The 26,287-nt window shown below is 67.1% G+C and carries 21 protein-coding genes; 12 read left to right on the top strand and 9 right to left on the bottom strand.

Features of this window, described 5'->3' with window-relative positions:
* The first annotated feature begins 6 nt into the window (after nt 1-6).
* Nucleotides 7-1,134: a PilT/PilU family type 4a pilus ATPase gene (locus AC3ITW_RS02485; RefSeq protein WP_012509960.1), complete on the top strand. Its 1,128-nt coding sequence runs from the start codon at nt 7-9 to the stop codon at nt 1,132-1,134.
* A gap of 78 nt (nt 1,135-1,212) precedes the next feature.
* On the opposite strand, the gene maiA is transcribed toward AC3ITW_RS02485, so the two are convergent.
* Nucleotides 1,213-1,881 carry a maleylacetoacetate isomerase gene (gene maiA, locus AC3ITW_RS02480; RefSeq protein WP_100467769.1) on the bottom strand — a complete coding sequence of 223 codons (669 nt, stop codon included), beginning with the start codon at nt 1,879-1,881 and terminating at the stop codon, nt 1,213-1,215.
* A gap of 14 nt (nt 1,882-1,895) precedes the next feature.
* Nucleotides 1,896-2,885: a fumarylacetoacetate hydrolase family protein gene (locus tag AC3ITW_RS02475; RefSeq protein WP_004141513.1), complete on the bottom strand. Its 990-nt coding sequence runs from the start codon at nt 2,883-2,885 to the stop codon at nt 1,896-1,898.
* 868 nt (nt 2,886-3,753) lie between these two features.
* Between AC3ITW_RS02475 and AC3ITW_RS02470 the strand changes: the two genes are divergently transcribed.
* Nucleotides 3,754-5,172: a DEAD/DEAH box helicase gene (locus AC3ITW_RS02470; RefSeq protein WP_004141443.1), complete on the top strand. Its 1,419-nt coding sequence runs from the start codon at nt 3,754-3,756 to the stop codon at nt 5,170-5,172.
* Between the two features lie 533 nt (nt 5,173-5,705).
* On the opposite strand, the gene AC3ITW_RS02465 is transcribed toward AC3ITW_RS02470, so the two are convergent.
* Together AC3ITW_RS02465 and AC3ITW_RS02460 are read right to left on the bottom strand one after the other, a co-directional pair.
* A complete protein-coding gene (locus tag AC3ITW_RS02465; protein ID WP_489390044.1) occupies nt 5,706-8,300 on the bottom strand; it encodes a M14 family zinc carboxypeptidase in 2,595 nt (864 codons plus the stop codon).
* Between the two features lie 74 nt (nt 8,301-8,374).
* The gene (locus AC3ITW_RS02460) at nt 8,375-11,014 is read right to left on the bottom strand and encodes a TonB-dependent receptor plug domain-containing protein (protein WP_100467766.1); all 2,640 of its coding nucleotides are present in this window, start codon (nt 11,012-11,014) and stop codon (nt 8,375-8,377) included.
* Between the two features lie 192 nt (nt 11,015-11,206).
* On the opposite strand from AC3ITW_RS02460, the gene queD reads away from it, so the two are divergent.
* Nucleotides 11,207-11,569, top strand: a complete 363-nt coding sequence (queD, locus tag AC3ITW_RS02455) for a 6-carboxytetrahydropterin synthase QueD (RefSeq protein WP_049444904.1) — start codon at nt 11,207-11,209, stop codon at nt 11,567-11,569.
* Nucleotides 11,570-11,685: 116 nt separating this feature from the next.
* On the top strand, nt 11,686-12,033 hold the full coding sequence (locus AC3ITW_RS02450; RefSeq protein WP_100467765.1) for a phasin family protein: 348 nt from the start codon (nt 11,686-11,688) through the stop codon (nt 12,031-12,033).
* Between the two features lie 447 nt (nt 12,034-12,480).
* Here the strand turns inward: AC3ITW_RS02450 and asnB are convergent, their stop codons facing one another.
* A complete protein-coding gene (gene asnB / locus AC3ITW_RS02445; protein WP_100467764.1) occupies nt 12,481-14,382 on the bottom strand; it encodes an asparagine synthase (glutamine-hydrolyzing) in 1,902 nt (633 codons plus the stop codon).
* A 349-nt stretch (nt 14,383-14,731) separates the two neighbouring features.
* Here asnB and AC3ITW_RS02440 point away from each other — a divergent pair, with 349 nt between their 5' ends.
* Together AC3ITW_RS02440 and AC3ITW_RS02435 are read left to right on the top strand one after the other, a co-directional pair.
* Complete coding sequence (locus tag AC3ITW_RS02440) at nt 14,732-15,421, top strand: winged helix-turn-helix domain-containing protein (RefSeq protein WP_004141029.1); 690 nt, start codon at nt 14,732-14,734, stop codon at nt 15,419-15,421.
* Nucleotides 15,418-16,764, top strand: a complete 1,347-nt coding sequence (locus AC3ITW_RS02435) for an ATP-binding protein (protein WP_012509952.1) — start codon at nt 15,418-15,420, stop codon at nt 16,762-16,764. Before AC3ITW_RS02440 ends, AC3ITW_RS02435 begins: the two co-directional genes overlap by 4 nt.
* Here the strand turns inward: AC3ITW_RS02435 and AC3ITW_RS02430 are convergent.
* Both AC3ITW_RS02430 and AC3ITW_RS02425 read right to left on the bottom strand, forming a co-directional pair.
* Nucleotides 16,761-18,230 carry a sensor histidine kinase gene (locus AC3ITW_RS02430; RefSeq protein WP_012509951.1) on the bottom strand — a complete coding sequence of 490 codons (1,470 nt, stop codon included), beginning with the start codon at nt 18,228-18,230 and terminating at the stop codon, nt 16,761-16,763. The two genes, AC3ITW_RS02435 and AC3ITW_RS02430, sit on opposite strands and share 4 nt — an antisense overlap.
* Nucleotides 18,227-18,946, bottom strand: a complete 720-nt coding sequence (locus AC3ITW_RS02425) for a response regulator transcription factor (protein WP_012509950.1) — start codon at nt 18,944-18,946, stop codon at nt 18,227-18,229. Before AC3ITW_RS02425 ends, AC3ITW_RS02430 begins: the two co-directional genes overlap by 4 nt.
* A 144-nt stretch (nt 18,947-19,090) precedes the next feature.
* Here AC3ITW_RS02425 and msrB point away from each other — a divergent pair, with 144 nt between their 5' ends.
* The 4 genes from msrB (at nt 19,091) to AC3ITW_RS02405 (ending at nt 23,841) form a co-directional block, all read left to right on the top strand.
* Nucleotides 19,091-19,663 (top strand): peptide-methionine (R)-S-oxide reductase MsrB, encoded by a 573-nt coding sequence (msrB, locus tag AC3ITW_RS02420; RefSeq protein WP_004140930.1) that lies wholly within the window; start codon nt 19,091-19,093, stop codon nt 19,661-19,663.
* 2 nt (nt 19,664-19,665) lie between these two features.
* Nucleotides 19,666-21,435: a cytochrome c biogenesis protein DipZ gene (locus tag AC3ITW_RS02415; RefSeq protein WP_012509949.1), complete on the top strand. Its 1,770-nt coding sequence runs from the start codon at nt 19,666-19,668 to the stop codon at nt 21,433-21,435.
* A gap of 14 nt (nt 21,436-21,449) precedes the next feature.
* Nucleotides 21,450-22,187 carry a peptide-methionine (S)-S-oxide reductase MsrA gene (msrA, locus tag AC3ITW_RS02410; RefSeq protein WP_489390043.1) on the top strand — a complete coding sequence of 246 codons (738 nt, stop codon included), beginning with the start codon at nt 21,450-21,452 and terminating at the stop codon, nt 22,185-22,187.
* 205 nt (nt 22,188-22,392) lie between these two features.
* On the top strand, nt 22,393-23,841 hold the full coding sequence (locus AC3ITW_RS02405) for an aminotransferase-like domain-containing protein (RefSeq protein ID WP_100467763.1): 1,449 nt from the start codon (nt 22,393-22,395) through the stop codon (nt 23,839-23,841).
* Nucleotides 23,842-23,916: 75 nt separating this feature from the next.
* On the opposite strand, the gene bioD is transcribed toward AC3ITW_RS02405, so the two are convergent.
* The gene (gene bioD / locus AC3ITW_RS02400; protein WP_100467762.1) at nt 23,917-24,600 is read right to left on the bottom strand and encodes a dethiobiotin synthase; all 684 of its coding nucleotides are present in this window, start codon (nt 24,598-24,600) and stop codon (nt 23,917-23,919) included.
* A gap of 68 nt (nt 24,601-24,668) precedes the next feature.
* On the opposite strand from bioD, the gene AC3ITW_RS02395 reads away from it, so the two are divergent.
* Both AC3ITW_RS02395 and AC3ITW_RS02390 read left to right on the top strand, forming a co-directional pair.
* A complete protein-coding gene (locus AC3ITW_RS02395; protein WP_004140850.1) occupies nt 24,669-25,151 on the top strand; it encodes a GAF domain-containing protein in 483 nt (160 codons plus the stop codon).
* On the top strand, nt 25,148-25,510 hold the full coding sequence (locus AC3ITW_RS02390; RefSeq protein ID WP_012509946.1) for a TfoX/Sxy family protein: 363 nt from the start codon (nt 25,148-25,150) through the stop codon (nt 25,508-25,510). The genes AC3ITW_RS02395 and AC3ITW_RS02390 overlap by 4 nt, the downstream gene beginning before the upstream one ends.
* Before the next feature lie 84 nt (nt 25,511-25,594).
* Here the strand turns inward: AC3ITW_RS02390 and AC3ITW_RS02385 are convergent, their stop codons facing one another.
* A complete protein-coding gene (locus AC3ITW_RS02385) occupies nt 25,595-26,173 on the bottom strand; it encodes a histidine phosphatase family protein (RefSeq protein ID WP_004140776.1) in 579 nt (192 codons plus the stop codon).
* Between the last annotated feature and the right edge of the window lie 114 nt (nt 26,174-26,287).

Raw genomic sequence — 26,287 nt, 5'->3', positions numbered from 1 at the left:
TTCGCAATGGATATCGGCTACTTCCTGAAGCTGATGACCGAAAAGAACGCTTCGGACATGTTTCTGACCACCGGGGCACCGGTCTACATCAAGATCGAGGGGAAGCTCTATCCGCTGGGCAATACCGGCCTGCCGCCGGGCATGGTCAAGAAGATCGCCTACTCGCTGATGGACGAGGGCCAGGTGCCGCAGTTCGAGCGCGAGCTGGAGCTGAACATGGCCATCGCCCTGCCTGATGCGGGGCGCTTCCGGGTCAATGTATTCAAGCAGCGCGGCGAAGTCGGCATGGTCATTCGCGCCATCCGCAGCCGCATCCCGAGCATTGAAGAGCTGAACCTGCCGCAGGTGCTGAAGGACGTCATCATGACCCCGCGCGGGCTGGTGCTGGTGGTGGGGTCCACCGGTTCCGGCAAATCCACCTCGCTGGCGTCGATGATCGACCACCGCAACAGCACTACCACCGGCCACATCCTCACCATCGAGGACCCGATCGAGTACCTGCACAAGCACAAGATGTCGATCGTCAACCAGCGCGAGGTCGGGCTGGACACCCATGCCTTCCACAACGCGCTGAAGAATGCGATGCGCGAGGCGCCGGACGTGATCCTGATCGGCGAGATCCTGGACGCGGAAACGATGGAGGCGGCGATCGCCTTCGCCGAGACCGGTCACCTGTGCCTGGCCACCCTGCACTCCAACAATGCCGACCAGACCATCGAGCGCATCCTCAACTTCTTCCCGGAAAGCGCGCACAAGAACGTGCTGATGAACCTCGCGCTGAACCTGCGCGCGGTGGTCAGCCAGCGCCTGGTGAAGAACAAGGAAGGCCGCCGGCTGCCGGCCACAGAGGTCCTGATCAATACGCCGATGATCCGCGACCTGCTGCGCCGCGGCCAGGTGCACGAGATCAAGGCCGCGATGGAAGGCTCGCTGGAAGAAGGCATGGAGAGCTTCGACCAGTGCCTGTTCCGGTTGGCCAAGGCCGGCACCATCGAGCAGGAGGAAGCATTGCGCGCGGCCGACTCACGCGATGGCCTGGCCCTGAAGTTCCGCCTGTCCGAAGGCAGCAGCGGCGAGCACGACCCGTACGCCGACTTCTCGGCCGGTGCGCCCAGCATCACCCACGGCTTCTGACCACACGAAAAAAAGGGGACGGAGGGGATTAAGTCGTAAGTGCACATACGACTTAATCCCCTCCGTCCCCTTTTCCTTTCAGGCGGCGTCGAGCTGATTTTCCGGGCGTGCGCGGTCGAAGGCGTCCAGTGCCTGGCATGCCGCTTCGATGCGGCGCAAGGTCGGGTACGGCGTGAGGTCCAGGCCGAAGCGGTGCGCGTTGTACAGCTGCGGCAGCAGGCAGATATCGGCCAGGCCCGGGCGGTCGCCGTGGCAGAAGGTGCCGGTATCGCGGCTGTTGGCCAGCATTGCTTCCATCGCCGCAAAGCCTTCGGCGATCCAGTGCAGGGTCCATTGCGTGCGGGCGTCGGCCGGCACCTGCAGGCTGCGCTCCAGGTATTGCATCACCCGCAGGTTGTTGATCGGGTGGATGTCGCAGGCCACCAGCTGGGCCAATGCTCGCACCCGCGCACGGCCAGCGGCGTCGGCTGGCAGCAGCGGCACCTGCGGGAAGCGCTCATCCAGGTACTCCAGGATCGCCAGCGACTGGGTCAGCGCATGCCCTTCATGCAACAGAGTCGGCACCAGCTGCTGCGGATTGAGAGCGCGATAGGCGTCGAGATGCTGCTCGCCGCCTTCGCGCACCAGGTGCACTGGCCGGGCCTCCCAGGCCAGGCCCTTCAGCTCCAGGCCGATGCGCACGCGGTAGGCGGCGCTGGATCGCCAGTAGGTGTACAGCGCGATGCCGTCGTCGACCGGAATCTCCATCGCCGCCTCCATGCTCAGGGCTTGGCCGCCTGTTCGATGCGCTGCTCGATCGCACCGAAGATGCTGTTGCCGGCTGCATCGAGCATCTCGATGCGGACCACGTCGCCGAAGGACATGAACGGCGTGCTCGGCTTGCCGTCGCGCAGGGTTTCGACCACGCGCTGTTCGGCGAAGCAGGAGGCACCCTTGCTGGTGTCTTCGTTGGCGATGGTGCCCGAGCCAACGATGGTGCCGGCGCTGAGCGGACGGGTCTTGGCCGCGTGCGCGACCAGCTGGGCGAAGTTGAACTGCATGTCCACGCCCGCTTCCGGCGCACCGAACCACTGGCCGTTGATGTGGGTCAGCAGCGGCAGGTGCACCTTGCTGTCCTGCCAGGCGGCGCCCAGCTCGTCGGGGGTGACGAACACCGGCGACAGCGCCGAGCGCGGCTTGGACTGCAGGAAGCCGAAGCCCTTGGCCAGCTCGCCCGGAATCAGGTTGCGCAGCGAGACATCGTTGACCAGGCCGACCAGCTGGATATGGCCTGCGGCCTGTTCCGGGGTGGCGGCCATCGGCACGTCGTCGGTGATCACCACGATCTCGGCTTCCAGGTCGATGCCGTAGTCCTCGCTGACCACCTTGACCGCGTCGCGCGGGCCATGGAAACCGGCGCTGGTGGCCTGGTACATCAGTGGGTCGGTGTAGAAGCTCTCCGGCACCTCGGCGCCACGGGCGCGGCGCACGCGCTCGACATGCGGCAGGTAGGCGCTGCCATCGACGAATTCATAGGCACGCGGCATCGGCGCGGCCAGCGCCTGCGGATCCAGGTCGAACACGCCATCGGCGTCGCCGGCGTTGAGCGATTCGTACAGCGCGTTCAGGCGCGGCGCGATGTGGCTCCAGTCCTCCAGGGCCTGCTGCAGGGTGGCGGCAATGCCGGTGGCGCGCACGCCGTGGCGCAGGTCACGCGAGACGACGATCAGGGTGCCGTCGCGGCCGCCTTCCTTCAAAGAACCAAGCTTCATGGTGGGTGTCCGGAGTCGTGGGCAAACAAGTTTCAAGTGTAATCAAATATGCGGCGACGCCAAGCTGCAGCGCCGCATCGGCCCACCCTACCGCAGTGGGGGGTTCGGCAGGGTTGCACCCTGCACCTGCTGGAGGCCAGTGCAACGTCAAATGCCAAAGCGGCTCTGGTTTCCTGTGAGCTGGGCGGGTCGGTGTGGGTGGGCAGGACACGCCGTAAACCCATCCCTGGGGGCTCGATGGCGCCATCCATGGCGCCAACGGTCCTGCCCACCCACACCGCCCCGCCCCCGCCAATTTCCCGATGACGGATCGAACATCCACATCGTTCGTCGTCGAAATCCGTCAGATATCGATGTTGATCGAATGAGATTCGACAGATCGCGGAAAACTGTCGAAGGCGGGGTGGGTCCGGTTGCGGGGGCGTGAGCCGCATGGATGCGGCGACCGAGCTTACATGGACGTACTTGCAGCGCCCCCCGCAACCGGACCCACCCCGCCATCCCTCAGGAAACCGGCTTTTGACGTTGACGTTGACGTTGCTTCGGCCTCTGCGGGTGCAGGGCGCAGCCCTGCAGACAGAACCCCTACCTGAACAGGCCGTTTTGCGCGGGGTCTCAACCATCGGTTAGACTAGGCGGGTCTGCAGCGGCCGTCCGTTTCCCTCCGGGATCGCCGGCGACCAGGGTCCGCCCTGATTGCCCGCCCCCACTCCGACGCCGTTCGTCACGCATTCCAGCCTGCGCTCCGTGCCGGCTGCACCCAATTCTCGCAGCGCGGTTCACGGGAACGCTCCGAGTCAGCCGATCAGTTTGATCTGCCCCCGTCTGTCCGTTCGGACAGGCGTTTCTTGTACTTGGAGCAATCTCAATGTCTTTTGAATCCCTGGGCCTTGCGCCCTTCCTGCTGCGTGCGCTCGCCGAGCAGGGCTATGAAACCCCGACCCCGATCCAGCAGCAGGCGATCCCGCTGGTGCTGGCCGGCCGCGACCTGCTGGCCGGCGCGCAGACCGGTACCGGCAAGACCGCTGCCTTTGGCCTGCCGCTGCTGCAGCACTTGGGCACCGCCTCGCAGGAAGTGCGTACCGGCCCGCGCAAGCCGCGTGCCCTGATCCTGGCCCCGACCCGCGAGCTGGCCACCCAGGTGCATGACAGCCTGCGCGGTTACAGCAAGTACCTGCGCATCCCCAGCGCCTGCATCTACGGCGGCGTCGGCATGGGCAACCAGCTGGACATCCTGCGCCGTGGCGTGGACCTGCTGGTGGCCTGCCCGGGCCGCCTGATCGACCACCTGGAGCGTCGCAGCATCGACCTGTCCGGCATTGAACTGCTGGTACTGGACGAAGCCGACCGCATGCTGGACATGGGCTTCCTGCCCTCGATCAAGCGCATCCTGGCCAAGCTGCCCAAGCAGAACCGCCAGACCCTGCTGTTCTCGGCCACCTTCGAGGACAACATCCGCCAGCTGGCGCTGGAATTCATGCGCAACCCGGAGCAGATCCAGGTCACGCCGAAGAACACCGTCGCTGAAACCATCACCCATCGCGTGCACCCGGTCGATGGCGGCCGCAAGCGCGACCTGCTGCTGCACCTGCTGGCGCAGGACAGCCGCGAGCAGACTCTGGTGTTTGCCCGCACCAAGCACGGCAGCGACAAGCTGGCCGCGTTCCTGGAAAAGTCCGGCATCAAGACCGCGGCGATCCACGGCAACAAGAGCCAGGGCCAGCGCCTGCGTGCACTGGGCGATTTCAAGGCCGGCCGGGTGACCGTGCTGGTGGCTACCGATATCGCTGCGCGCGGTATCGACATCAACGAGCTGCCGAAGGTGATCAACTTCGATCTGCCGATGGTGGCCGAAGACTACGTGCACCGCATCGGCCGTACCGGCCGCAACGGCGCCACCGGCCAGGCAATCTCGCTGGTCGCGCAGGATGAAGTGAAGCTGCTGCGTGCGATCACCCGCCTGCTCGGCCGCGACATGGACATCCGCGATGTGCCGGGCTTCGAGCTGCAGGTGCCGATCCGCTGGGGCAACAGTGCACCGGGCAAGGCCGAGCACGAAACCGGTGAGCGCGCACCGCGCAAGAACCACGCGCGCCGTCCGCATGGCGATGCACCGCGTCACGCACATGCCGGCCCGAAGAAGGCTGGTGGCGGCCGTCGCGAGGGCGGTGGCAATGGCCAGCAGCGTGCGGGTGCAGGTGCCGGTCAGGGCCAGCGTCGTGGCGGTGCTGGCAATGGTGGTGGCCGTGGCCGCGGCCAGGGCGGCGGCGGCGGTCGCGCCAGCTGATCCCAGCTGACAGGGATGGCGTCTCCCGCTGCGCGGGGGGGCTATCGAGGGACGGCGCTGACGCGCCGTCCCTTTTTTGTTGCCAGCTACCGTGAGTAGAGCCGGCGGTGTATTGCGCTGAGGGCGGATGGGCGTGGGGCCAGCGCAAAACACGCCGTAAACCCATCCATGGGGGCTCGGTCGGCGCATCCATGCGCCTCACGGTTTTGCGCTGGCCCCACGCCCATCCGCTTCAAGCATTACCTGCGCCTTCTTCTCCCTCCGGGTAGCCGTGGGAAGAAAGATCAAATTCAAATTCAAATTCAAAGGCAAAAGCCGAAGTCGCAATTCCTGGCTTTGCTTTTGCCCTTGCTCCCGCCTTGGGTTTGATGCGTCCGCGCCCGCGGGAAACTGTCGAGGGGAGGCCGGGCGGGGTGCGCAGGACCGTTGGCGCCATGGATGGCGCCATCGAGCCCCCAAGGACGGGTTTACGGCGTGTCCTGCGCAGCCCGCCCGGCCTCCCCATACACGCATCAATCAAGGCGCCAAACGCCTCAACCCCGCGCTTTACTCGGATTCACCAGATTCCCGAAGAAGATCGCGTTGATCAACAGCCGATCGGTCCCGTGCCAGTACTTGCGGTGCGCCGGATCATCCGCAAACAACACCACGTTGCCCTGCCCCTGCGCCGAGACCAGCAGCCACGCACTGCCAGCCACCCGCGCGCGGTTGCGCTCGGACAGATAGCCGTTCACCCGTGGCGTGGCATCGATGCGCACCACCGTGGAGAACGGGTTCGCGCTCGGCTGCAGCGTCACCGTGTTTTCCTTGTTGATCGCCAGCTGCCGGCGCGGCACACCGAATGCCAGCGGATGGCTGGTGTCCACATCAGCGCTGAGGATGTTGCCGCTGACGCGCTCGATCGCAGCAATGTCACGCTGATCGCCGAACGCGCGGCGGCTTTCGTCAGCAGCGTCTTCTTCCTTGCCGAGCTTCTCGCCGTCGGCCAGCTTCTGTTCGATCGCCCACTTCGAGGCACTACCGTAGGTCACCAGCGAGCCACCGGCCTGTACCCAGCGCTTCAGTGCAGCCACCGCTGTGGCATCGACACCGGTATAGGTACCACCGGACAACACGATCGTGGTGTAGCGGTCCAGCGGCACTTTGCCCAGCTGTTGCGGGTCCAGCTTGCTGGCCGGCAGGTGCAGCTGCTGATCGAGCAGGAACCAGGCCGAACCGATTTCGGTGGCGGCCACACCCTCGCCCATCACCAGCGCGACGGCGGGCTTGCGCAGCGCCTTGACACCGTCACTGCCGAGGTCGATGCCCTCGCGACTGCGGCCGCTCGCCAGCGAGTGAAGCTGCACACCGGCGTCGCGTGCGGCAGCGGTCACCGCCTCAAGCAACGCCGCACCCTGCAACGGTTGACCGGCGACCGGAATCACCAGGCTGCCAGCAGCGAAGCTGACCTCGCCCTGTGCAGTCGCAGTGGTGAACGGCTGGAACGCCGCACGCGCGCTCAATCCCTTGTCCTGCAGCGCGGCCAACGCGCGCCCGGCGTTGTAGTCGCGCCAGTCGATGGCATAGGCGAAGCCGGCCTGGCCACCCAGCACCGCGCCCTGCGCTGCCGGCACCGCAGTCACGCGCGCGCCGCCTTCGATACGGCTGCGGCTGCCGGCGAGGGCCACGCCATACGCGGGTGCGATCGCATAGCTGGTGCTGCCGTAGAACACATCGCCCTTGATCGGAGGTGTCTCGGCAAAAATCGAATGCACCAGGCGGAACTGCGCCTGCTGCACCGGCACCACGTAGGCGCTGCCCGCTTCGAAGTGCTGCCCATCGACACTGACTGCACGATCCAGCGCGCGCACCTCGATGCGATGCAGCAGCAACAGTTCCAGCAGACGCCGGGTCAATGCCGGGTCATGCGCATCGCCGAACACGAAGCTCTTCACCGGCTGCTGCGCGGCCTGCTTCAGCGCGCTCTGGAAGAACTGTTTCTGCAGGTCGAACAGCCCGCTGCGCTCGCTCACTGCGCCGCGCACGGTACCCAGGCCGGTAGCGACCTGGTTGCGGATGGTGAACGGGAAGGTCAACAGGCCGTTCACTGATTCCTGCACGCGGCCGCGCGAACTGGCCTGTTCAACGGTGACGCCCACTGCACCATGGAAGTCCGGATAGGTGGAGCCGTAGACCGGCGAGAAGTTGTCGAAATTCTCGCCGGTGTAGTACAGCGACCCCAATGCATCCAAGGCTTGCGCGTGGTACTTGGCCAGGGTCTTGTTGAACTCGTACGACGCCGGCGGAATCAGCGGGCTGTGCATGCTCTTCGGCGAGGGCTCGAAGTAGTAGGTGCTGTCCTTGCCCATCTCGTGGAAGTCGATCTGCACGTTCGGGTACCACTGGTGGAACACCTCCACCTTCGGCCGCGAATCCTGCTGGGTCAGGGCCAGCCAGTCGCGGTTGAGGTCGGTGAAGTAGTGGTTGGTGCGGCCCTGCGGGAACGGCTCGACGTGCTCCTTGTCGGCCGGGTCGGCCGAGGCTGGATCTGAGGCCCACGCGTTGTGCCAGTTGGCGGCGCGATCACGGCCATCCGGGTTCTGCGCCGGGTCGAACAGCACCACCGCCTGCTGCAGCCATTGCTGGGTTTCGGCACTACGGCTGGCCACCAGGTAGTAGGCAGTCAGCATCGCCGCTTCGGCACTGGAGGTTTCGTTGCCATGCACGCTGTAGCCCAGCCACACCACCACCGGGCTGTCACCGGCCGCACTGCGCGGCTGCGCCGGATCGGCCAAGGTCGCGTGCTGCTGGCGGATCTGTTCCAGCCGCGCATGATTGCCTGCAGCGGTGACAGTGGCGATCAACAGCAGGCGACCTTCATAGCTGCGGCCGATCTCGCGCACACTGATCCTGTCCGAGCGTTTCGCCAGTTCCTGGAAGTACGCCACCAGCTGGTCGTGTCGGGTGTAGCGGCTGCCGATCGGATAGCCGAGGAACTGCTCCGGCGTGGGCACGGCCGTATCGAACGCGGCGGCGTCGGTGGCCTGCGGGAAGAAGTAGGCGCTCTGCGCCTGTACCGGCGGCGGCAAGGATAGTGCAGTGGCGGCGGCGAGCAACAACGGAAGAACGGCACGGCGATGCAAGGACACGGTGACTCCCCTGGAACACAACGGCAGACGGTCGCGCGGCCGGTCCTCTCAGGTGACCGGCCGCGGCGGGTGGATCAGAAGCGGTAATCGAAGCCCAGCGTGAAGTAGCGGCCACGCAGGTCGTACTGGCTGAAGTCGTACGGCGCGCGGATGCCCGGGAACGAGGCGTCGTACGGCGGCGTCTTGTCGGCCAGGTTCTGCACCTTGGCATACACGGTCAGCTTGTCGATGCCGGTGTAGGCCAGGTACAGGTCGTACTGGCTGTAGCTGCCGACCTGCTGCTGCACGGCCTTGGCAGCGGTGCTGGCTTCCTGGCGATAGCTGCTGGTGTAGTACCAGGTCACCGCTGCATTGAAATCACCGTACTTCCAGTCCAGCGTGGTGGTCGCCTTGTCCTTGGGCAGGGTCGCGCCCAGGTTGCTGCCGGCATAGTCCACCAGCGGGCCACCGACCACGGTCGGGCGACGGTAATCGCGCACGTGGGTATAGGCCGAAGACACGGTGAAGTCACCGAACGCAGCGGTCGGGATGCGCTGGCGCAGCTCGACATCGATGCCCGAGGTCTTCAACTCGCTCAGGTTCTGGTAGCGGTTGTAGACCGCCTGCAGCTTGCCACGCTCATCGCGCTGCACGGCACCGGCGACATTGTCGTTGACCAGGGTCTGGGTGTTGTTGGTACCGACCAGGTTGTCCAGCTGGATGCGGTAGTAGTCCACGCTCAGGTTGGTGTTGGCCCACGGCGACAGCACCACGCCGAAGTTCAGGCTCTTGGTCCGCTCCGGCTTCAATTCGTTGTTGCCAACGGTGAAGAAGGTCGGGTTCTGCCGCGAGCCCGGCACGTCCGGATCACGCGGATCGACCACGCTGCCGTAGGCGATGCTGGTGCTGTTGGAGTTCTCCGACAGCGACGGCGCACGGAAGCCCTTCGACGCCGAGGCACGCATCAGCAGGAAATCCAACGGCTGCCAACGCAGGCCGATCTTCGGCGAGAACGCGTCGCCGAAATCATCGTAGTGATCGGCGCGCGCGGCGGCGGACAGCTCCAATGTCGAGGCCAGCGGTACGTTCACTTCGGCGTAGGCCGCACTGACCTGGCGCTTGCCGTGCACTTCGGCAATGGCCGGGCGCACCTGCAGGCCGGCATCGATCTGCCACGGGTTGTTGGAATCGAGCTTCTCGCGGCGCCACTCGGCACCGGCCGCGAAGCCGATCTCACCGGCCCAGGTATGGCCCAGGCTGCCGGAGATCTTCGCGTCGATGCCCTGCAGCTTGGACTCGGCCGGACGCAGCGTGGCGATGTTGATCGAGTCACGCACCGACTGCGGCGTGGCGGCCGGGTTCAACAGGTTGTAACTTCCGGTGGCCAGCGCATCGGCCAGCGCCCAGCGGTTGGCGAAGCCACCGGAGACGCTCTCGCGCTCGCTGCTGCGCGCGCCGAACGCTGCGACTTCCCAGTCCCACTTCGCGGTGGTGCCACGCAGGCCGAACACGCCGCGGTAAGCGGTGGAGCGGTTGGTCTTGAGCGTGCCGCCGAGGTCGAAGAAGGTGTATTCGATCGGGATCGCACGGCGGTACGGGTTGTACGGATTGTTGGCCGGCAGCAGCGACGACACCGGCTCGGCCAGGCCACTGTCCGCGTTCAGTGCGAAGCGGCCACTCTCCAGGGTGAAGAACGGGCTGCTGCCGAACCACGCGGTGCTCTTGATCTGGCTGTACAGCACTTCGCCGAAGGCTTCGACGTTGTCGTTCAGGCGGAAGGTACCGTTGGCATAGGCCTGGTAGCGCTTGGTCGAGGGAATCAGCGTAGTGAACGGCGCCTGGTTGAAGCCGCAGGTATCACCGGCCAGGCCATCGATCGGTGCGCTGGCGACGCGGGTAGTACCGGCCGGGCAGTTGCCGCTGGCATCGAGCATCGGCACCGACACACCGTTGACCAGATAGCGCGCGCCCTTGGCCGACCAGCCGTTCCAGCGGCCACCGGGCTTGTCGGTGTAGATGCCGCTCTTGGTCAGGTTGCGTTCGTCCTGGTCCAGGCGCTCGCGGTTGTACCCCTGCAGGCTGAAGAGGATGTTGTAGCCATCGGTGTCGAGATCACCGAGGCCGCCGACGAACTTCAGGTTCTGCTCGTGCAGGCCGCCCTGGTCGGCGCCGCCGAAGCTGCCGCCGATCTCGGCGCCTTCGAAGTTCTGCCGGGTGATGATGTTGACCACGCCGGCCACCGCATCGGAGCCGTACACGGCCGAGGCGCCGTCCTTGAGTACTTCGATGCGCTCGACCGCGACCAGCGGCAATGCGTTGAGATCGACGAAGGTGTCGGACAGGCCACCGGCAGGGAAGCCATAGTTGGCCAGGCGGCGGCCGTTGAGCAGCACCAGCGTGTTCTTCTGCGACAGGCCGCGCAGGCCGATGCCGGCCGAGCCGGAGGCCCAGCCGTTGTTGGTGGTTTCGTTGCTGGCGTTGCCGGTGTTGGCCGAGATCGAACGCAGCACGTCGGCCACGGTGGCCTTGCCGGTCTGTTCCAGCTGTTGGCGGCCGATCACCTGCACCGGGTTGGAGGCCTCGGTATCGGTGCGCTTGATGTTGGAACCGGTGACGCGCACGGCAGCCAGCGTACTGGCTTCGCCACTGGCGTCGGCGGAGGTTTCGGCGGCGGCGGACAAAGGCGCGGCCAGAGCGACGGCCAGGGCCGCCACGAGCAGGGTGTGCTTGGGCATGACGATGTGGGGGAGGTGGTAAGGGCGACGAAGTTCCGCAGTAGTCCATGCCTGGCCGGGGTCCGGCCAATAACATCTCTTCATACGGATATAAGAGAAACTATCATCTCTTCATCCGGATGGAAAGAATTTCCTCACCAAAGCCCAACATCCGCTCAGGATCGCTGCCCGCCTGCGGCGTACAATCGCGCTATGGAAATCTTCAAAGTCTTCATGCTCGAGGCGGCGCACCGCCTCCCCAACGTGCCGCCGGGGCACAAGTGCGCGCGCCTGCACGGCCACTCCTTCCGGGTGGAACTGAAGGTCGAGGGCGAGCCGGGTGCGCAGACCGGCTGGATCATGGATTTCGGCGACGTGAAGGCGGCCTTCCAGCCGATCTACGACCGCCTGGACCATCACTACCTCAATGACATCCCCGGCCTGGAGAACCCGACCAGCGAGAACCTGGCGGTGTGGATCTGGAACGAGCTCAAGCCCAGCCTGCCGGCGCTGAGCGAGATCACCGTGCACGAAACCTGCACGTCGGGGTGCCGTTACCGCGGCCCGGCGGCCTGATCAACCCATTGATCTGAAAGGTGTTTCAAAGGCGCCCTGGGCGCCTTTGTTATTTTTGTTGCATTGCCGCATCAAGGGCGTATGCTGCAATGCATCAAGTCACTTCCTGATGACCCATGGCCGCCGCCTTCAGCGATCGCTTCAGTGATGCCACCCGCCAGCTCGCCGCCGCGGCAACACGTGCGAACCGGTTGGCGTTGGAGAACGCGGAAAGCATGTTCGGCGTGCAACTGAAGGTGATGGAGCGCAACCTGACCGCGACCGGCGGCTGGCTGGGTGAACTGGCCCGCGGCGAAGATGCGGCCGGGACGCTCAACAAGGGCGCACAGCTGTGGCAGGACAACCTGCAACGGCTGGGCCAGGCCCAGCAGGACGTGGTCGGGCTTGGCCTGCAGGCCAGCAAGGCCTGGTCCGAACTGGTGCAGGGCTACAACCAATCAACGGCGGACGCGAGCAACCACTGACGCGACGCAACGCTCATTGCGTGGGTCCCTCCCCCCACGCAATCCGGACCCGGCAGATCCCTCCCTCTGCCGGGTCTTTTTTTGCCTGACGTCTGGATTGAAGAGCGCTTCCTCGTCTGGATTCCCTGCGAGCTGATGGGCCCCGCCGAGGTGGGCAGGGGCCTGGGCAAATGTCCCCCGGCGCCGGCCGTTGGCCGTCACCTCCTCCTTTACTTTGCCCAGACCCCTGCCCACCCCGACGAGGCTCGGCTTACGGCAGGTAAAGCGCAGCGCTCGTGGTGCCTTTCAACGAGGCGCCGACGAACTCCGAACGCGGGGCGGATGCCCTTGCGTACGAAGTAAAGAGGGAGGTGACGGCCAACGGCCGGCGCCGGAGGACATTCGTACGCAAGGGCATCCGCCCCGCGCCACGCTGATTCAATCCGCTGCACGCAATGCAGAAACGGCTCAGCGCCCGCGACCACCGTGCCAGTGCTGGTGCCACGCCTGGAACATCAACACGTTCCACAGGTGCGTGTGCCACTTGCGCTCACCGCGCAGGAACGCCTCCCAGATGCCGCGCACGCGTACTGCATCGAAGCATCCCTGGTTGCGCAGCAGCTGCGGGTCCAGCAGTGCCTCGGCCCAGTCGCGCAACGGACCGGCCAGCCAGCGTGCCATCGGCGGGCCGAAGCCGCGCTTTGGGCGGTACACCAGTGGTTCCGGCAGGTAGCGTGCCAGCAGGTGCTTGAGGATCCGCTTGTGCTCACCGTCGTGGTATTTCAAATGCTGCGGCAGGCGCCAGGCCAGGCGCACCACCTCCATGTCCAGCAGCGGCGCGCGGGTTTCCACGCCGGCCGCCATGCCGGCACGGTCGACCTTGGCGAGGATGCCCTCGGCCAGGTCCATGCGGAAATCCAGCAGCTGGATGCGCGCTTCGGCCGGCAGCGCGGTGTCCTGCTGCTGGAAGATCGTCATTGGTTCGCGCGCGCCCAGCACCACCTGTGCCGGCTGTCGCCAGCGGGTGACGCGCTGCAGGTAATGGCCTTCCACGTCGTTGGCGGCGACCTCGGCCACCAACGCGCGCCAGCCACCAAGACGGCCACGTTCGACGTTCATGCGGTTGCCGCTGCGCCGTGCCAGGTCGCGTACCCAGTCCGGCAGGCCACCACACAGGCGTGCGTTACGCAGTGCGCGGCCATAGCTGGGATGGCCGAAGAACAGCTCATCGCCACCGTCGCCGGTCAGCGCCACCGGCTTGCGTGCACCCAGCAGTTCGCTGGCCAAGAGAGTCGGCAGCTGCGAGGCGTCGGCGAATGGTTCGCACCAGACCTGCGGCAGCCGCTGCAGCAGGTCCAGACCCTGCCGCGCGTCCATGCGGTGCAGGTGATGCTGCACACCCAGGTGGCGCGCGACCTGCGAGGCCCAGTCGCTCTCATCGTGGCCTGGATCGTCGAAGCCCACCGTCCATGCCTCGATCGGCAGCGTCGACTGCGCCTGCATCATTGCCGTCACCAACGACGAATCGGTGCCGCCGGACAGGAACGCGCCGCAGGCCAGCGGCGAGTGCATGCGTGCGGCGATGGCCTTCTGCAACACCGCTTCCAGCTGGTCGGTGGCCTGTTCCAGGCTCGGCGCCGGCTGCAGCGGTTCCTGCAGCGCGCTGTGCATCGCCTCGCGCGCGCACCAGTAGCGCGACCCGCCCTGCGCAGCCTGGCTCGAACCCCCGGCGGCATGGTCGTTGAGGTCGATGCGCAGCATCGCGCCGGCCACCAGCTTGTGGATGCCGCGGTAGATGGTGTGCGGCGCCGGGACATAGTCGTGGCGCAGCAGCAGGCTCAGCGCATCCTGGTCGATGCTCGGCGCAAAGCCGGCGAACGCCTGCAGCGCCTTCAGTTCGGAGGCGAACAGGAACTGGCCCTGGTACCAACCGTAGTACAGCGGCCGCTCGCCTACCGGGTCACGTGCCAGCCACAGCGCGCGCGACTCCCGGTCCCAGACACTGAAACCGAACGCGCCCTCGATACGCGACAGCGTCCGCTCCACGCCCCACTCGACAATCGCCTGCAGCAGCAGCCGTGCATCGCTGCAGCTGCGCGGCAGATCGCGCAGCTGCGACTGCAGGTCAGCCCGGTTGTACAGGCGACCGTCCAGGCACAGCACGTAACGGCCACAGTCCGAGCTCAGTGGCTGCAGCGGAGTGTCGGTCGGCGCCCGGCAGTGACCCAGCGCCAGGCCGGCCTCGGCGTCGGTCCAGTAACCGATGCGGCCACGGCCACGTTGCTGCAGGGCGCGCAGCATCGGCGCCAGCTGCTGCAGCAGGTGCTCGTCCTCGGCCGGCGGCAGCCAGGCGCCAACCACGCCGCTCATCGGATACCCCCGCAATGGCGGCGGTGGGACAGGTTCGGCAGGGAGAAGGCAGCGGGCGACATGAGGACGGCACGCGGAACGGAGGAGACTCCATGCTCGGCCCGCCCCCTGCCCCGCGTCAGTCGCTTTGCTGTCAGCGATGGTCACCGGACGTATCACGAAGGTAACGTTTTGTAACGGCAACAAGCTATGCTGGACGCCAAGTTGTTGCCGGGACTGAGACCCGGCCCGCGCGCCAGCAACCCCGGCTGAATGGCGCCCGCCCCCAGGACCCGGGCGGCCCAATGGCTGGGATAGCATCGCCGCGCTCGTGCCGTGGCGGTACGTACGCCCCACGGAGGCCTTGAAAATGCTGGATATCGTACTGGTCGAAGACGATGCCCGCCTCGGTACGATGGTCAGCGACTATCTGCAGCGGCATGGCTACCAGGTCGCCCACGAGCGCAGTGGCGAACGCGCGGTGGCCCGGATCCTGGCCGAAAAGCCCGCCCTGGTCCTGCTGGATGTCGGCCTGCCCGACCAGGATGGTTTCGAAGTGTGTCGGCAGATCAGACCCCACTATGACGGCATCATCTGCGTGCTGACCGCGCGTACCGACAACATCGACCAGGTGCTGGGACTGGAACTGGGCGCCGACGACTACATCGGCAAACCGATCGAGCCCCGGGTGCTGCTGGCGCGCCTGCGTGCCCATCTGCGCCGCCACCGCCGGGTCGAGCCGCGTGACGGCAGCCTGCGCTTCGGCGAGCTGAACATCGACCCGTCCACCCGTAACGTGCACCTGCAGGGCAGCCTGCTGGAGCTGACCACCGCCGAGTTCGACCTGCTGTTCCTGCTGGCCAGCAACGCCGGGCAGATCCTCGACCGCGATGCGCTGCTGCGCGGCCTGCGCGGGATCGCGTTTGATGGCCTCGACCGCTCGATCGATGCACGCATTTCGCGCCTGCGCCGCAAGCTGGGCGACAACCCGGAACAGCCGGAACGGATCAAGACCGTCCGCGGCCGCGGCTACCTGTTCAGCCGCTCGGCATGGGGATGAAGCGTACGCCCTCGGCGATGCGCGGCCACGCCTTCCACTTCCTGCGCTATGGCATCGGCTTCCTGGTCGCCCACCTGCTGCTGATCGTGCTGGGCCTGTGGGCCTGGGATGCGCTGCTGGAAGACCGCACCGAAGCCAGCCTGCTGGCCGAGATGCGTGGCACCCATGCGCTGCTGCAGCAACGCTTCGCGGAAACACCACGCGACCAGTGGCCGGCGCTGGCACGAGGGCTCGACGCCGACTTCGCCTATGCCCTGCGGATGGTGCCGCTGGCCGAGGCAGAGAAGGCGCTGTCGGCCAGCCAGCGACCGCCGTTCAACAACGGCCGAGTGCAGATCGACCTGGAACACATGCGCAGCCTGCAGCGGATCGGCGACAGCGGCTATGCCGTGATGCTGGGGCCACTGGATGAGGCGTTGCCTGAGGAAGGCTGGCAGGACAGCGAAGTGTCCGGCGTGGCGATCCTGCTGCTGATCCTGATGGTGGCCGTGGCGCTGCCGATGTATGTAATGGTCTACCGCCTGTGGCGCGATGTGTCGCAGCTGGCACAGGCGGCGCGGCAGATGCGCGACGGCCAGCTGGATACGCGTGCGCCGCGTGCCGGCACCGCGCTGGTGCGGCCGTTGGCCAATGCCTTCAACCACATGGCAGAGCAGCTGCAGCAACTGCTGGAGAGCCAGCGCGTGCTGGCACAGGCGGTCGCGCATGAAGTGCGCACGCCGTTGGCGCGGATGCGCTTCGGCCTGGCCGACCTGGAGGACACCGCACTCGACGAGATCCAGCGCGATGCGCTGGGTGGCCTGCGTACCGACGTCGATCGCCTGCAGCACCTCACCGATGCCGGCGTCGAGTACGCCGCGCTGGGCCGTTGCCATCAGCTGACCCGCCAGCGCCTGCAGCTGGCCGCGCTGGTGCGCGGCGTTGTGGCCCAGTTCGCACCGCTGCCGATGCCAGTGCAGCAGGTGCTGTCGCCCACCGGCTTGGTCAACGTCAACCGGCACATGCTGGAACTGGCGCTGCGCAATCTGCTCGGCAATGCCTTGCGCTATGCGCGGCGGCAGATCCGCATCGCCAGCACGGTCAACGATGGCTGGCTGTGCCTGCAGGTGGAGGACGACGGCCCCGGCATCGCGCCCGAACTGCGCGGCCAGGTGCTGCAACCCTATGTGCGGCTGGACCCGGGCAGCCCCGGTTTCGGTCTCGGCCTGGCACTGGTGCAGGTGGTGGCCGACAAGCATGGCGGCCACGTCGAGGTAACCGATTCAGAGCTGGGCGGTGCCTGCATCCGCCTGCACCTGCCGCTGGAAAGCGGCGGTGCCGTGGAGAGCGAGGCGGCCTGCTAGGCCGCCGGCTCCGCGCGCGGCAAGGCAAACACGAACAGCGCGCCACGCTCACTGTCGCGCAGTTCGATGCGGCGGCCATGCAGCTGCACGATACGCTGCACGATCAACAGGCCGAGGCCACCGTTCTCGCCACGCCGTGCGCCCAGTGCGGCCGGCGCCTGGAACAACTGTGCGCGCAGCGCCGCTGCCACGCCGGGACCATCATCGGCCACGCTCACCTCGATGCTGTCCGCGGTCGCACGCAGGCACACTTCGATCCGCCCACCTTCCGGCGCGTGCCGCAATGCATTGTCGAGCAGGTTGGTCAGCACCCGCTCGACCAGGCCCAGGTCGGCACGTACCAGCGGCAGGCCCGGCGGGAACTCGGCGTGCAGGCGCTGGTTGCGCGCCTGCGCGGCCAGCTCGAACTTCTGCAGTACGTCCTGCAGCAGTTCCGGCAGCGCGAACACTTCCCACTCCAGACGCACTTCACCGTGCTCCAGCCGCGCCAGCTCGAACAGCGCGCGCGCCAGCCGGCCAACCTTGGCGCTCTGTGCCAGCGCGATACCGAGGTAGCGGCGGCGCTCGTCCGGTGACAGCGTGACGTCCTTCAGCGCCAGCGTTTCCAGATAGCCATGCAGCGACGACAACGGCGTACGCAGGTCGTGCGAGATGTTGGCGACCAGCTCGCGCCGCTGCAGGTCCTGCTGGCGCAGTTGCTGCCACTGCTCACCCAGCCGCTGCGCCATCTGCGCATGTGCATGTTCGAGAATCACCAGCTCGTCGCGCTCGCCCGGGCGCAGCGGTTCGGGCGGCGGCAACGGTGTCGGCGCATCGATATCGAAGGCCTGGATGCGCCGGGTCAGCCGCCGCAGCGGACGGGTCACCCAGTAGAACGCCACCAGCCCGGCCAGCAGGCCGAGGCTTCCGACCAGCATCACCGACCACCATGTGGTGTTCCACTGGCTGCCCGCCGCCAGGTCGTCGGCCAGCATCTGCCGGTGTTCACCGACCAGCACCACGTACACGTAACCGGCCTGGCGCCCCTGCACGATCAACGGTGCGGCACTGAACACCTTGCGGCCATCGGCGCTGCGCGGGTCATCGCCGAGGATCGGCAGTGGCGCACCCGACAGCAGGCGGCGTAGCGGTGCCACGTCCACCTTGTTGCGCACCAGATGACCGCTGGGCGCGTCGTGGCCGAGAATGCGGCCCTGGTCGTCCAGCAGGTAGACCTCGACGCTGGGATTGACCGCCATCAGCTGGCCGAACAGCGCACGCACCGCAGCATCGCGCATGCCGCTGGTGTCCATCAGTTCGCTGCGTTGGGCGATGTGTTCGGCCAGGCCCAGCGACAGCCGCTGCACCACTTCCTGCTCATGGCGGGTGTTGGCGCGCATCTGCAGTGCCAGCAGCGCCATGCAGCACATCAGCATCAGCGCGGCGATCACCGCCGCCAGCTTCTGCCACAGATTGGGCTTGATCATGCCGCCGCCCCGGCCGGGTCGACCAGCTTGTAGCCGCGGCCCCACACCGTCAGCAGCCGCCGCGGGTTTGCCGGGTCCGGCTCGATCTTGCTGCGCAGGCGGTTGATGTGGGTATTGACCGTATGCTCGTAACCATCGTGCTGGTAACCCCAGACCTGGTTGAGCAGTTCCATGCGTGCGAACACCTGGTCCGGGTGGCGGGCGAAGAACAGCAGCAGGTCGAACTCGCGCGGGGTCAGTTCCAGCGCATTGCCATCCACCGAAGCGGTGCGCGCGACCGGATCCAGCTGCAGCCCGCCCAGCTCGATCGCGCCGGCATCGATGCGTGCGCTCTGTGCCATCGCCTCGGCCCGGCGCAGCAGGGCGCGCACCCGTGCCACCAGTTCCGGCATCGAGAAGGGTTTTGCCAGGTAGTCGTCCGCGCCCAGCTCCAGGCCGACAATGCGCTGGGTCTCGCTGCCGCGCGCGCTGATGATGATGATCGGCACGTAGCGCGCCATCGCGCGTGCACGCTGGCACACCTGCAGGCCGTCGACACCGGGCAGCATCACGTCCAGCACCAGCGCATCCCATGGGCCGTCCTGTTCCAGCAGGCGCAGGCCACCGTCACCGCTGGCGGCGTGGGCCACGTCATAGCCTTCATCGCCCAGGTGCATGCGCAGCAGGTCAGCGATGTGGGCATCGTCTTCGACGATCAGCACGCGTTTGGTCGACATCGGCAGCTCGGGGCCAGTGGGGAGGCTGGCTGCATTGTGACGCGGGACGGCCGCCGATACCTCACGAAAAATTGAATCCTGCGTGAGGATTCGTTGACCCGGGCGGGCGCAGCATGGCCCCGTCGCCCCTTCCCGGAGTCCGCCATGTCCCTCTCCCGCCGCCATCTGCTGGGCCTGGGCGGTGTTGCCACCGCCGCCGGCCTGCTCGGCCTGGGGGCCTGCAGCCGCGCCGCCCCGGCCGCCGCCGAAGCGCGTCCGTCGCGACAGTTCGAGGTCATGCGCAGCGATGCGCAGTGGCGCCAGCAGCTGACCCCGGCGCAGTACGCGGTGCTGCGCCAGCAGGCCACCGAGCGCCCGTACAGCAGCCCGCTCAACAAGGAACATCGGCAGGGCACCTTCGCCTGCGCCGGCTGTGCGCTGCCGCTGTTCTCCTCGTCCACCAAGTTCGAGAGCGGCACCGGCTGGCCCAGCTTCTGGGCACCGCTGCACAACGCCATCGGCGAAGACCGCGACGTCACCTTCGGGATGCTGCGGGTGGAGGTGCACTGCCGCCGCTGCGGCGGCCATCTCGGCCATGTGTTCAACGACGGCCCGCGTCCAACCGGGTTGCGCTACTGCATGAACGGTGCGGCGATGGTGTTCGTTCCCGGTGCCCCTGCTGGCACTGCCGACGGCTGGCGGGTGCCGGTCGGTTCTTCCCCTGCTTCCGGAGCCTGACGATGCTGCTGTTGCTGCTTGCCTACCTCGGGGGCGCGCTGACCCTGCTCAGCCCCTGCATCCTGCCGGTGCTGCCGTTCGTGTTCGCGCGTGCCGACCGTCCATTCCTGCGCAGCACGCTGCCGTTGCTGCTGGGCATGGCGCTCACCTTCACCGTGGTCGCCAGCCTGGCCGCCGTAGGCAGCCAATGGGTGGCGCAGGCCAACCAGGTCGGGCGCTGGATTGCCCTGCTGCTGATGGCGCTGTTCGCGGTCGCCCTGTTGTGGCCACGGCTGGCCGACCATCTGCTGGCGCCGTTCCAGCGTGTGGGTGCACGCTTGAGCGCACGCGCCGATGCCGCGGACGCCGCAGGACGTGGCGGCGCGTGGACCTCGCTGCTGATCGGCGTCGCCACCGGCCTGCTGTGGGCGCCGTGCGCCGGTCCAATCCTCGGCCTGGTGCTGACCGGTGCTGCCCTGCATGGCGCCAGCGTCGGTACCAGCAGCCTGCTGCTTGCCTATGCATTGGGTGCGATCACCGCGCTGGCGCTGGCGGTGTGGGTCGGCGGCCGCGTGTTCCGTGCGCTGCAGGCGCGGCTCGGCCTGGGTGACGTACTGCGCAAGGTGCTGGGCGTAGCCGCACTGCTGGCCGTGGTGGCGATCGGCCTGGGCTGGGACACTGGCCTGCTGACCCGTCTTTCAACGGTCAGCACCGCGCGTATCGAGCAAAACCTGCTGGACGCAGTACCCGGCGCGCAGCCGGCGGCACCGCCGATGATGATGATGGCCGGCGCCAATGCAGGTGCCGATGCTCCGCTGCCGGTGGAAGGCACCCTGCCCGCGCTGGATGGCGCCACCGGCTGGCTCAACAGCCCGCCGCTGAGTGCACAGCAGCTGCGTGGCAAGGTGGTGCTGGTCGACTTCTGGACCTACTCCTGCATCAACTGCCTGCGCGCGATGCCGTTCGTGCACGAATGGGAACGTCGCTACCGTGACCATGGGCTGGTGGTGATCGGCGTGCACACGCCGGAGTTCGCCTTCGAACGCAACCCGAGCAACGTGATGAAGGCGGTGCAGGAACTGAAGGTCGAGTACCCGGTGGCGCTCGACAACCAGTACACGATCTGGCGCGCGTTCAACAACCGCTACTGGCCGGCGCAGTACTTCGTCGATGCACAGGGCAACATCCGCGGCCACCAGTTCGGCGAGGGCAACTATGCACGCTCGGAACAAGTGATCCGCCGGCTTCTGACCGAAGCCGGGCAGACCAACCTGCCACCACCGGCCGACCCCGCCGCCGCCGACCTGAAGGGTGTGGCCGTGCAGGCCGACATGAGCAACCTGCGCTCGCCGGAGACCTATCTGGGCCACGCGCGTGCCGAGCAGTTCGCCTCACCCGGCGGCCAACGCAGCGATAGCCCGTTCGACTACACGCTGCCAACCACCCTGGCACTGAACCAGTGGGGCCTGTCCGGACGCTGGACCGTCACCGACGAAGCCGCACAGCTGCAGCAGGCCGGTGGCCGCATCGCCTTCCAGTTCCACGCGCGGGACCTGCACCTGGTGCTGGCACCGAGCCAGGACGGCACGCCGGTACGGTTCCGCGTCTGGCTGGACGGCAAGCCGCTGACCGCTGCCGATGCCGGCAGCGATGTCGGTGCCGATGGCAGCGGCGTGGTCAATGAACACCGCTTGTACCAGCTGGTTCGCCAGCGCGGCACGGTCGGCCCGCATCGCTTCGAGATCGAATTCCTCGACACGGGCGTGCAGGCCTACGCCTTCACCTTCGGTTGAAACGGGAGCACACGATGAAACTCTCTTTTGAACAAGGTATCGCCGCCGGTGTCGCCGGCCTGGTGGCTACTGCATTGATCGCTGGCGTGCTGCTGGTCGACCACGGCGCAGTCGCGGCACCGCTGGAAGCCAGCGCGCAGGCCAAGGCACTACCGGCGCCCAGCGGCGACGCCGCGTTCCGCGATGACGCCACCCATGCCAGCGTGGTGTTCGCCGGCGGTTGCTTCTGGGGCGTGCAGGGCGTGTTCCAGCACGAGAAGGGCGTGAGCAATGCGGTGTCCGGCTACATCGGCGGCAGCGCTGCCAATGCACGCTATGAGCGGGTCAGCAGCGGCCAGACCGGTCATGCCGAGGCGGTGAAGATCGACTACGACCCGCGCCAGGTCAGCTACGGGCAGCTGATGCAGGTGTTCTTCTCGGTGGTGCACGACCCGACCCAACTCAATCGGCAGGGACCGGACCAAGGCAGCCAGTATCGATCGGCGATCTTCTCTGATGACGCCCGCCAGCAGGCGGCCAGCCGCGCCTACATCGCGCAGCTCGGCCAGGCCGGCAGCTACCGCGCGCCGATCGTCACCCAGCTCGGCAGCGGCCAACGTTTCTACCCGGCCGAGAGCTACCACCAGAACTACATGACCAACTACCCGCAGGCGGCCTACATCCGCTACTACGACGCACCGAAGCTGGCCGCGCTGGGCAAGCAGTTCCCGGCGCTGTACCGGCGCGAGGCGGTGCTGGTGCCGATGCGCTGAACCATTCCGGTAGCGCCGGGCCATGCCCGGCGGGCCCATGCATTCCGCCGGGCATGGCCCGGCGCTACCTACACACAAAAAAAGACGCACGGCCATCCAGCCGTGCGCTTGGGAAGTATCGGCCACGCCCCGATCAGGCCCGTCCGACAACGACATGCTAGGCTCGCCATCATCATGGGTACAGAACCAGATGGCGGGAAGTTCGATGGATACAGATGACCAGAGCGCGATGATCCCACCCCGCTACCAACGGCTGTCCGATGAACTGGCCGAAGCCATCCACGGCGGACGTCTCCCGGTCGGCAGCCGCCTGCCCTCGCTGCGGCAGATGGCGTCGCAGCGCCGGCTCAGCCTGAACACGGTGATCGCCGCCTATCGCCAGCTGGAAGATGCCGGCCTGGTGATTCCGCGGCCGAAGGCCGGCTTCGAAGTTGCGCCGCGACTGTCGGTGCCGCAGCGTTCGCTGCGTGACACTCCGTCCGCACCCACCGCGCCGCTGCAGCAGGTGCTGATGGCCCGCGTGCTGGAGGCACAACGCCGCGCCGGTGTGATCGATCTGGCTTTCGCGGGACCGCGCGGACGCCAGTTCTATCCCGGTGCGCAGCTGGCCCGGCATACCGCACAGGTACTGCGCCACGGCCAGCAGACAGTGGAAACCTACGCGCGCCCGAACGGCTCGCCGCGACTGCTGGCGCAGATCGTGCGGCGCGGTCCACGTATGGGCCTGCACACCCACAGCGAGCGGCTGCTGCTGACCCACGGCGCGATGGAAGCCCTGCAGCTGGCCTTGCGTGCAGTAACCCAGCCCGGCGACGCGGTAGGCATCGAGGCGCCGTCCTACTTCAACCTGTACCCGTTGCTGGCCAACCTCGGCCTGCAGGCCATCGAGCTGCCCACCCACCCGCAGCACGGCCTGGATGTCGATGCACTGGAAGCGATGCTGGAGCACACGTCGCTGGCCGCGCTGGTGGTGATGCCGACCGTGCACAACCCGCTCGGCTGCACCATGCCGACACCCGCCAAACAACGCCTGGCCGAACTGGTCAACGCGCGCCAGCTGCCGCTGATCGAAGATGCGGTGTACGCAGAACTGCAGTTCTGCGAGCCGCCGGCACCACTGCTGAAGGCCTTCGATCGCGATGGCTGGGTGATGGTGGTCGGTGGTTTCTCCAAGACGCTGGCGCCGGATTACCGTATCGGCTGGCTGGATGGCGGCCGCTTCGCCGAGCGCATCGCGCTGCTCAAGTTCCAGTCCACCGGTGGCGAACCACAGCTGCTGGGCGATGCGGTGGCGGCGTATCTGGAAGCAGGCAGCTACGAACACCACCTGCATCGCATGCGCCGCTTGTACCGCGAACAGGTCGGTCGCCTGCGCCAGCTGGTGGCCGAACACTTCCCGGCCGGCACCCGTGCCACCGAGCCACAGGGTGGCTTCCTGCTGTGGCTGGAACTGCCGGGGGTGGATACCCGCGAACTGTTCGAACGTGCGCTGCAGGAGGACATCGTGTTCATGCCCGGCCAGGTGTATTCGCGCGGCGCGCGCTACCGTCACTGCTTGCGACTCTCATGCTGCCAGACGCTGGATGCGCGCTTCATCGGTGCGGTGGAGCGGCTCGGTGCGATCGCGAAGGAGCTGGCAGCTGTAACACGGTAGTGCCGGCCGCTGGCCGGCAACCTCGGGATCGCCGGGTGGATGCAGTTGCCGGCCAGCGGCCGGCACTACTCAGGGTCACTCGAGCAGGTGCGCCGCCAACGCTTCGCCATTCGCCCCCGGAAGATTGGGCAACCGCCCCCAGCACGGCATCGGCAGGCGCTGCTGCAGCGTGGCGATGTTGTCATCCTGGCGCTGCATCGCCGGGTCGATGTGATTGCCGATCCAGCCCAGGCACTCCACGCCGCTGGCCTGCAGCGACTGCGCAGTCAGCCGTGCGTGGTTGACGCAGCCCAGCCGCATGCCGACCACAAGCACTACCGGTAGATGCAACGCACGCACCAGATCGAGCTGGTCCAGCGTGGCCGAGACCGGCGCCAGCCAACCGCCAACGCCCTCCACCACCACGATGTCTGCCTGCGCGCGCAGGCGCTCGAATGCAGCCACGATCGGCGCCAGCTCCACCTGCACGCCGTCCTCGGCAGCAGCCAGCTCCGGCGCCAGCGGCTGCCGCAGCGCATACGGGTTCAGGTCGGCATAGTCCGGCACCGGCCAGCTGGCCGCCTGCAGCGCCAGCGCGTCCTCGTTGCGCAGGCCCTGTCCCAGATCCTCACTGCCGCTGGCCACCGGCTTCATGCCGACCGCGCGCAGGCCGCGCCGGCGCAGTGCATGCAGCAGCGCGGTGCTGGCCGCGGTCTTGCCGATCTCGGTATCGGTGCCGGTGACGAACAGGGCAGGCGGCAGCGTGGCGGGCAACGGCATCGATAAGCTCCAGCGGGGCAACAGAACGTACATTATCGCCGGCCCGGCGCGCTTGCTAGACTGCGGGCATGTTCGCCAATGCCTCGCTTACCGGCAGCAAGCCGGAACAATACGCCCAGCTGCTGGAACAGGCCCGTGGCCTGGTCTACGCCGAGTCCGACCGCATCGCCAACGCGGCCAACCTCTCGGCACTGGTCTACCACGCCCTGCCCGACCTGAACTGGGTGGGCTTCTACCTGTACGACGGCAAAGAGCTGGTGGTCGGACCGTTCCAGGGCCTGCCGGCCTGCGTCCGCATCCCGCTGGACAAGGGCGTGTGCGGTGCCGCCGCCAGCCAGCGCGTGACCCAGCGCGTGGATGATGTCGATGCCTTCCCCGGCCACATCGCCTGCGATTCGGCCTCGCGCTCGGAACTGGTGGTGCCGTTGCTGCGCGGCGATGAACTGATCGGCGTGTTCGACATCGACAGCCCCAAGGTCGGCCGCTTCGACGCCGACGACCAGGCCGGCCTGGAAGCCATCGCCCGCGTGTTCGTCGAGGCGCTGGGATGAGCGCACCGAAGCTGCGCAACATCGGCCCGAAGAGTGCGGCGTGGCTGCGCCAGGTCGGCCTGCGCAGCCGCGAGGATCTGGTGGCAATCGGCGCGGTCGGCGCCTTCGTCAAGGTCAAGCGCGCCGGCTTCAAGCCCAGTTTGAACCTGCTCTATTCACTGGAAGGCGCGTTGCTGGACTGCCATTGGCAGGAACTGAGCGAGCCGCAGCGCGATGCGCTGGTGCAGGACTATGAGGCGCGCATCGCCGCGCATCCGTTGAAAGCGGCCGGCCCGGCCTCGGGACCGGTGCATGAGCAGCGCTTCGACACCGATGATGACGCGGAAGACAGCGTGGCCGAGAGCGCCGACGAGGATTGACCGGTAGCGCCGGGCCATGCCCGGCGAGCGCGTAGCGCGGGTGATGTGGAATTCGCCGGGCATGGCCCGGCGCTACCGGATTCGTCAGGGCTGCTGCAGCTCCAGCAGTTCGCCCACCAGCCCGACCTCACCTCGCTCCAGCCACACCCGCAGGCGGGTGCCGTGGTCGATGCGCAGGGCCCAGCATAGCGACATCGGCAGTCCACAGACCTGCGACAGCACCATACGCAGCGGACCGCCATGGCTGACCACCAGCGTCGGCACCGGATCGTCATCATCGAGCAGGCGATCCAGCGCGCGTGCGATACGTCGCTCAAAGTGGCCCCAGCTTTCACCATTCGGTGGTGGGAACGCATGCGGGTCAGCATGGAAAGCGGCCAGCGCATCCTCCGGCAGGTCGAACAGCGACTGCCCGTCCCAATCACCGAAGTCCAGTTCTTCCCATTCCTCGTCCGCGTCCACGTCCAGCCCGCGTGGGGTGGCCAGTGCCATGGCGGTGTGCAGCGAGCGCAGGCGCGGCGAGCTGATCACCCGCTCCCAGGGATGCGCGGCGTAGGCCTCGACCAGTTCCTGTGGCAGGCGGGCCAGCTGCGGCGGATCGCTGCGGCCATCGAGGAATTCATCGCGACCATTGCCGGCGTGGCGGACCAGGTCGAGGATCATGCGAGCATCCCATGCGGGCGACGCAGGTACAACGGAAAACGGGCGGACATCGGCAACGGCACCACGGGATCAAGGGGCCATTCTAAGGGCAGTCGAGCAAGCTCGACGCTACGG

This window comes from Stenotrophomonas sp. KH_052 (genome assembly GCF_057838755.1).
This window is presented reverse-complemented; position numbering and strand designations above follow the sequence as displayed.

Coding starts and splice junctions, on each gene's coding strand:
- AC3ITW_RS02395 (WP_004140850.1), top strand. CDS start 24,669: ATGTTCGCCAATGCCTCGCTTACCGGCAGCAAGCCGGAACAATACGCC.
- AC3ITW_RS02475 (WP_004141513.1), bottom strand. CDS start 2,885: ATGAAGCTTGGTTCTTTGAAGGAAGGCGGCCGCGACGGCACCCTGATC.
- AC3ITW_RS02405 (WP_100467763.1), top strand. CDS start 22,393: ATGGATACAGATGACCAGAGCGCGATGATCCCACCCCGCTACCAACGG.
- AC3ITW_RS02385 (WP_004140776.1), bottom strand. CDS start 26,173: ATGATCCTCGACCTGGTCCGCCACGCCGGCAATGGTCGCGATGAATTC.
- AC3ITW_RS02470 (WP_004141443.1), top strand. CDS start 3,754: ATGTCTTTTGAATCCCTGGGCCTTGCGCCCTTCCTGCTGCGTGCGCTC.
- queD (WP_049444904.1), top strand. CDS start 11,207: ATGGAAATCTTCAAAGTCTTCATGCTCGAGGCGGCGCACCGCCTCCCC.
- bioD (WP_100467762.1), bottom strand. CDS start 24,600: ATGCCGTTGCCCGCCACGCTGCCGCCTGCCCTGTTCGTCACCGGCACC.
- AC3ITW_RS02435 (WP_012509952.1), top strand. CDS start 15,418: ATGAAGCGTACGCCCTCGGCGATGCGCGGCCACGCCTTCCACTTCCTG.
- AC3ITW_RS02460 (WP_100467766.1), bottom strand. CDS start 11,014: ATGCCCAAGCACACCCTGCTCGTGGCGGCCCTGGCCGTCGCTCTGGCC.
- AC3ITW_RS02450 (WP_100467765.1), top strand. CDS start 11,686: ATGGCCGCCGCCTTCAGCGATCGCTTCAGTGATGCCACCCGCCAGCTC.
- msrA (WP_489390043.1), top strand. CDS start 21,450: ATGAAACTCTCTTTTGAACAAGGTATCGCCGCCGGTGTCGCCGGCCTG.
- msrB (WP_004140930.1), top strand. CDS start 19,091: ATGTCCCTCTCCCGCCGCCATCTGCTGGGCCTGGGCGGTGTTGCCACC.
- AC3ITW_RS02485 (WP_012509960.1), top strand. CDS start 7: ATGGATATCGGCTACTTCCTGAAGCTGATGACCGAAAAGAACGCTTCG.
- AC3ITW_RS02390 (WP_012509946.1), top strand. CDS start 25,148: ATGAGCGCACCGAAGCTGCGCAACATCGGCCCGAAGAGTGCGGCGTGG.
- AC3ITW_RS02440 (WP_004141029.1), top strand. CDS start 14,732: ATGCTGGATATCGTACTGGTCGAAGACGATGCCCGCCTCGGTACGATG.
- AC3ITW_RS02425 (WP_012509950.1), bottom strand. CDS start 18,946: ATGTCGACCAAACGCGTGCTGATCGTCGAAGACGATGCCCACATCGCT.
- AC3ITW_RS02430 (WP_012509951.1), bottom strand. CDS start 18,230: ATGATCAAGCCCAATCTGTGGCAGAAGCTGGCGGCGGTGATCGCCGCG.
- maiA (WP_100467769.1), bottom strand. CDS start 1,881: ATGGAGATTCCGGTCGACGACGGCATCGCGCTGTACACCTACTGGCGA.
- AC3ITW_RS02415 (WP_012509949.1), top strand. CDS start 19,666: ATGCTGCTGTTGCTGCTTGCCTACCTCGGGGGCGCGCTGACCCTGCTC.
- asnB (WP_100467764.1), bottom strand. CDS start 14,382: ATGAGCGGCGTGGTTGGCGCCTGGCTGCCGCCGGCCGAGGACGAGCAC.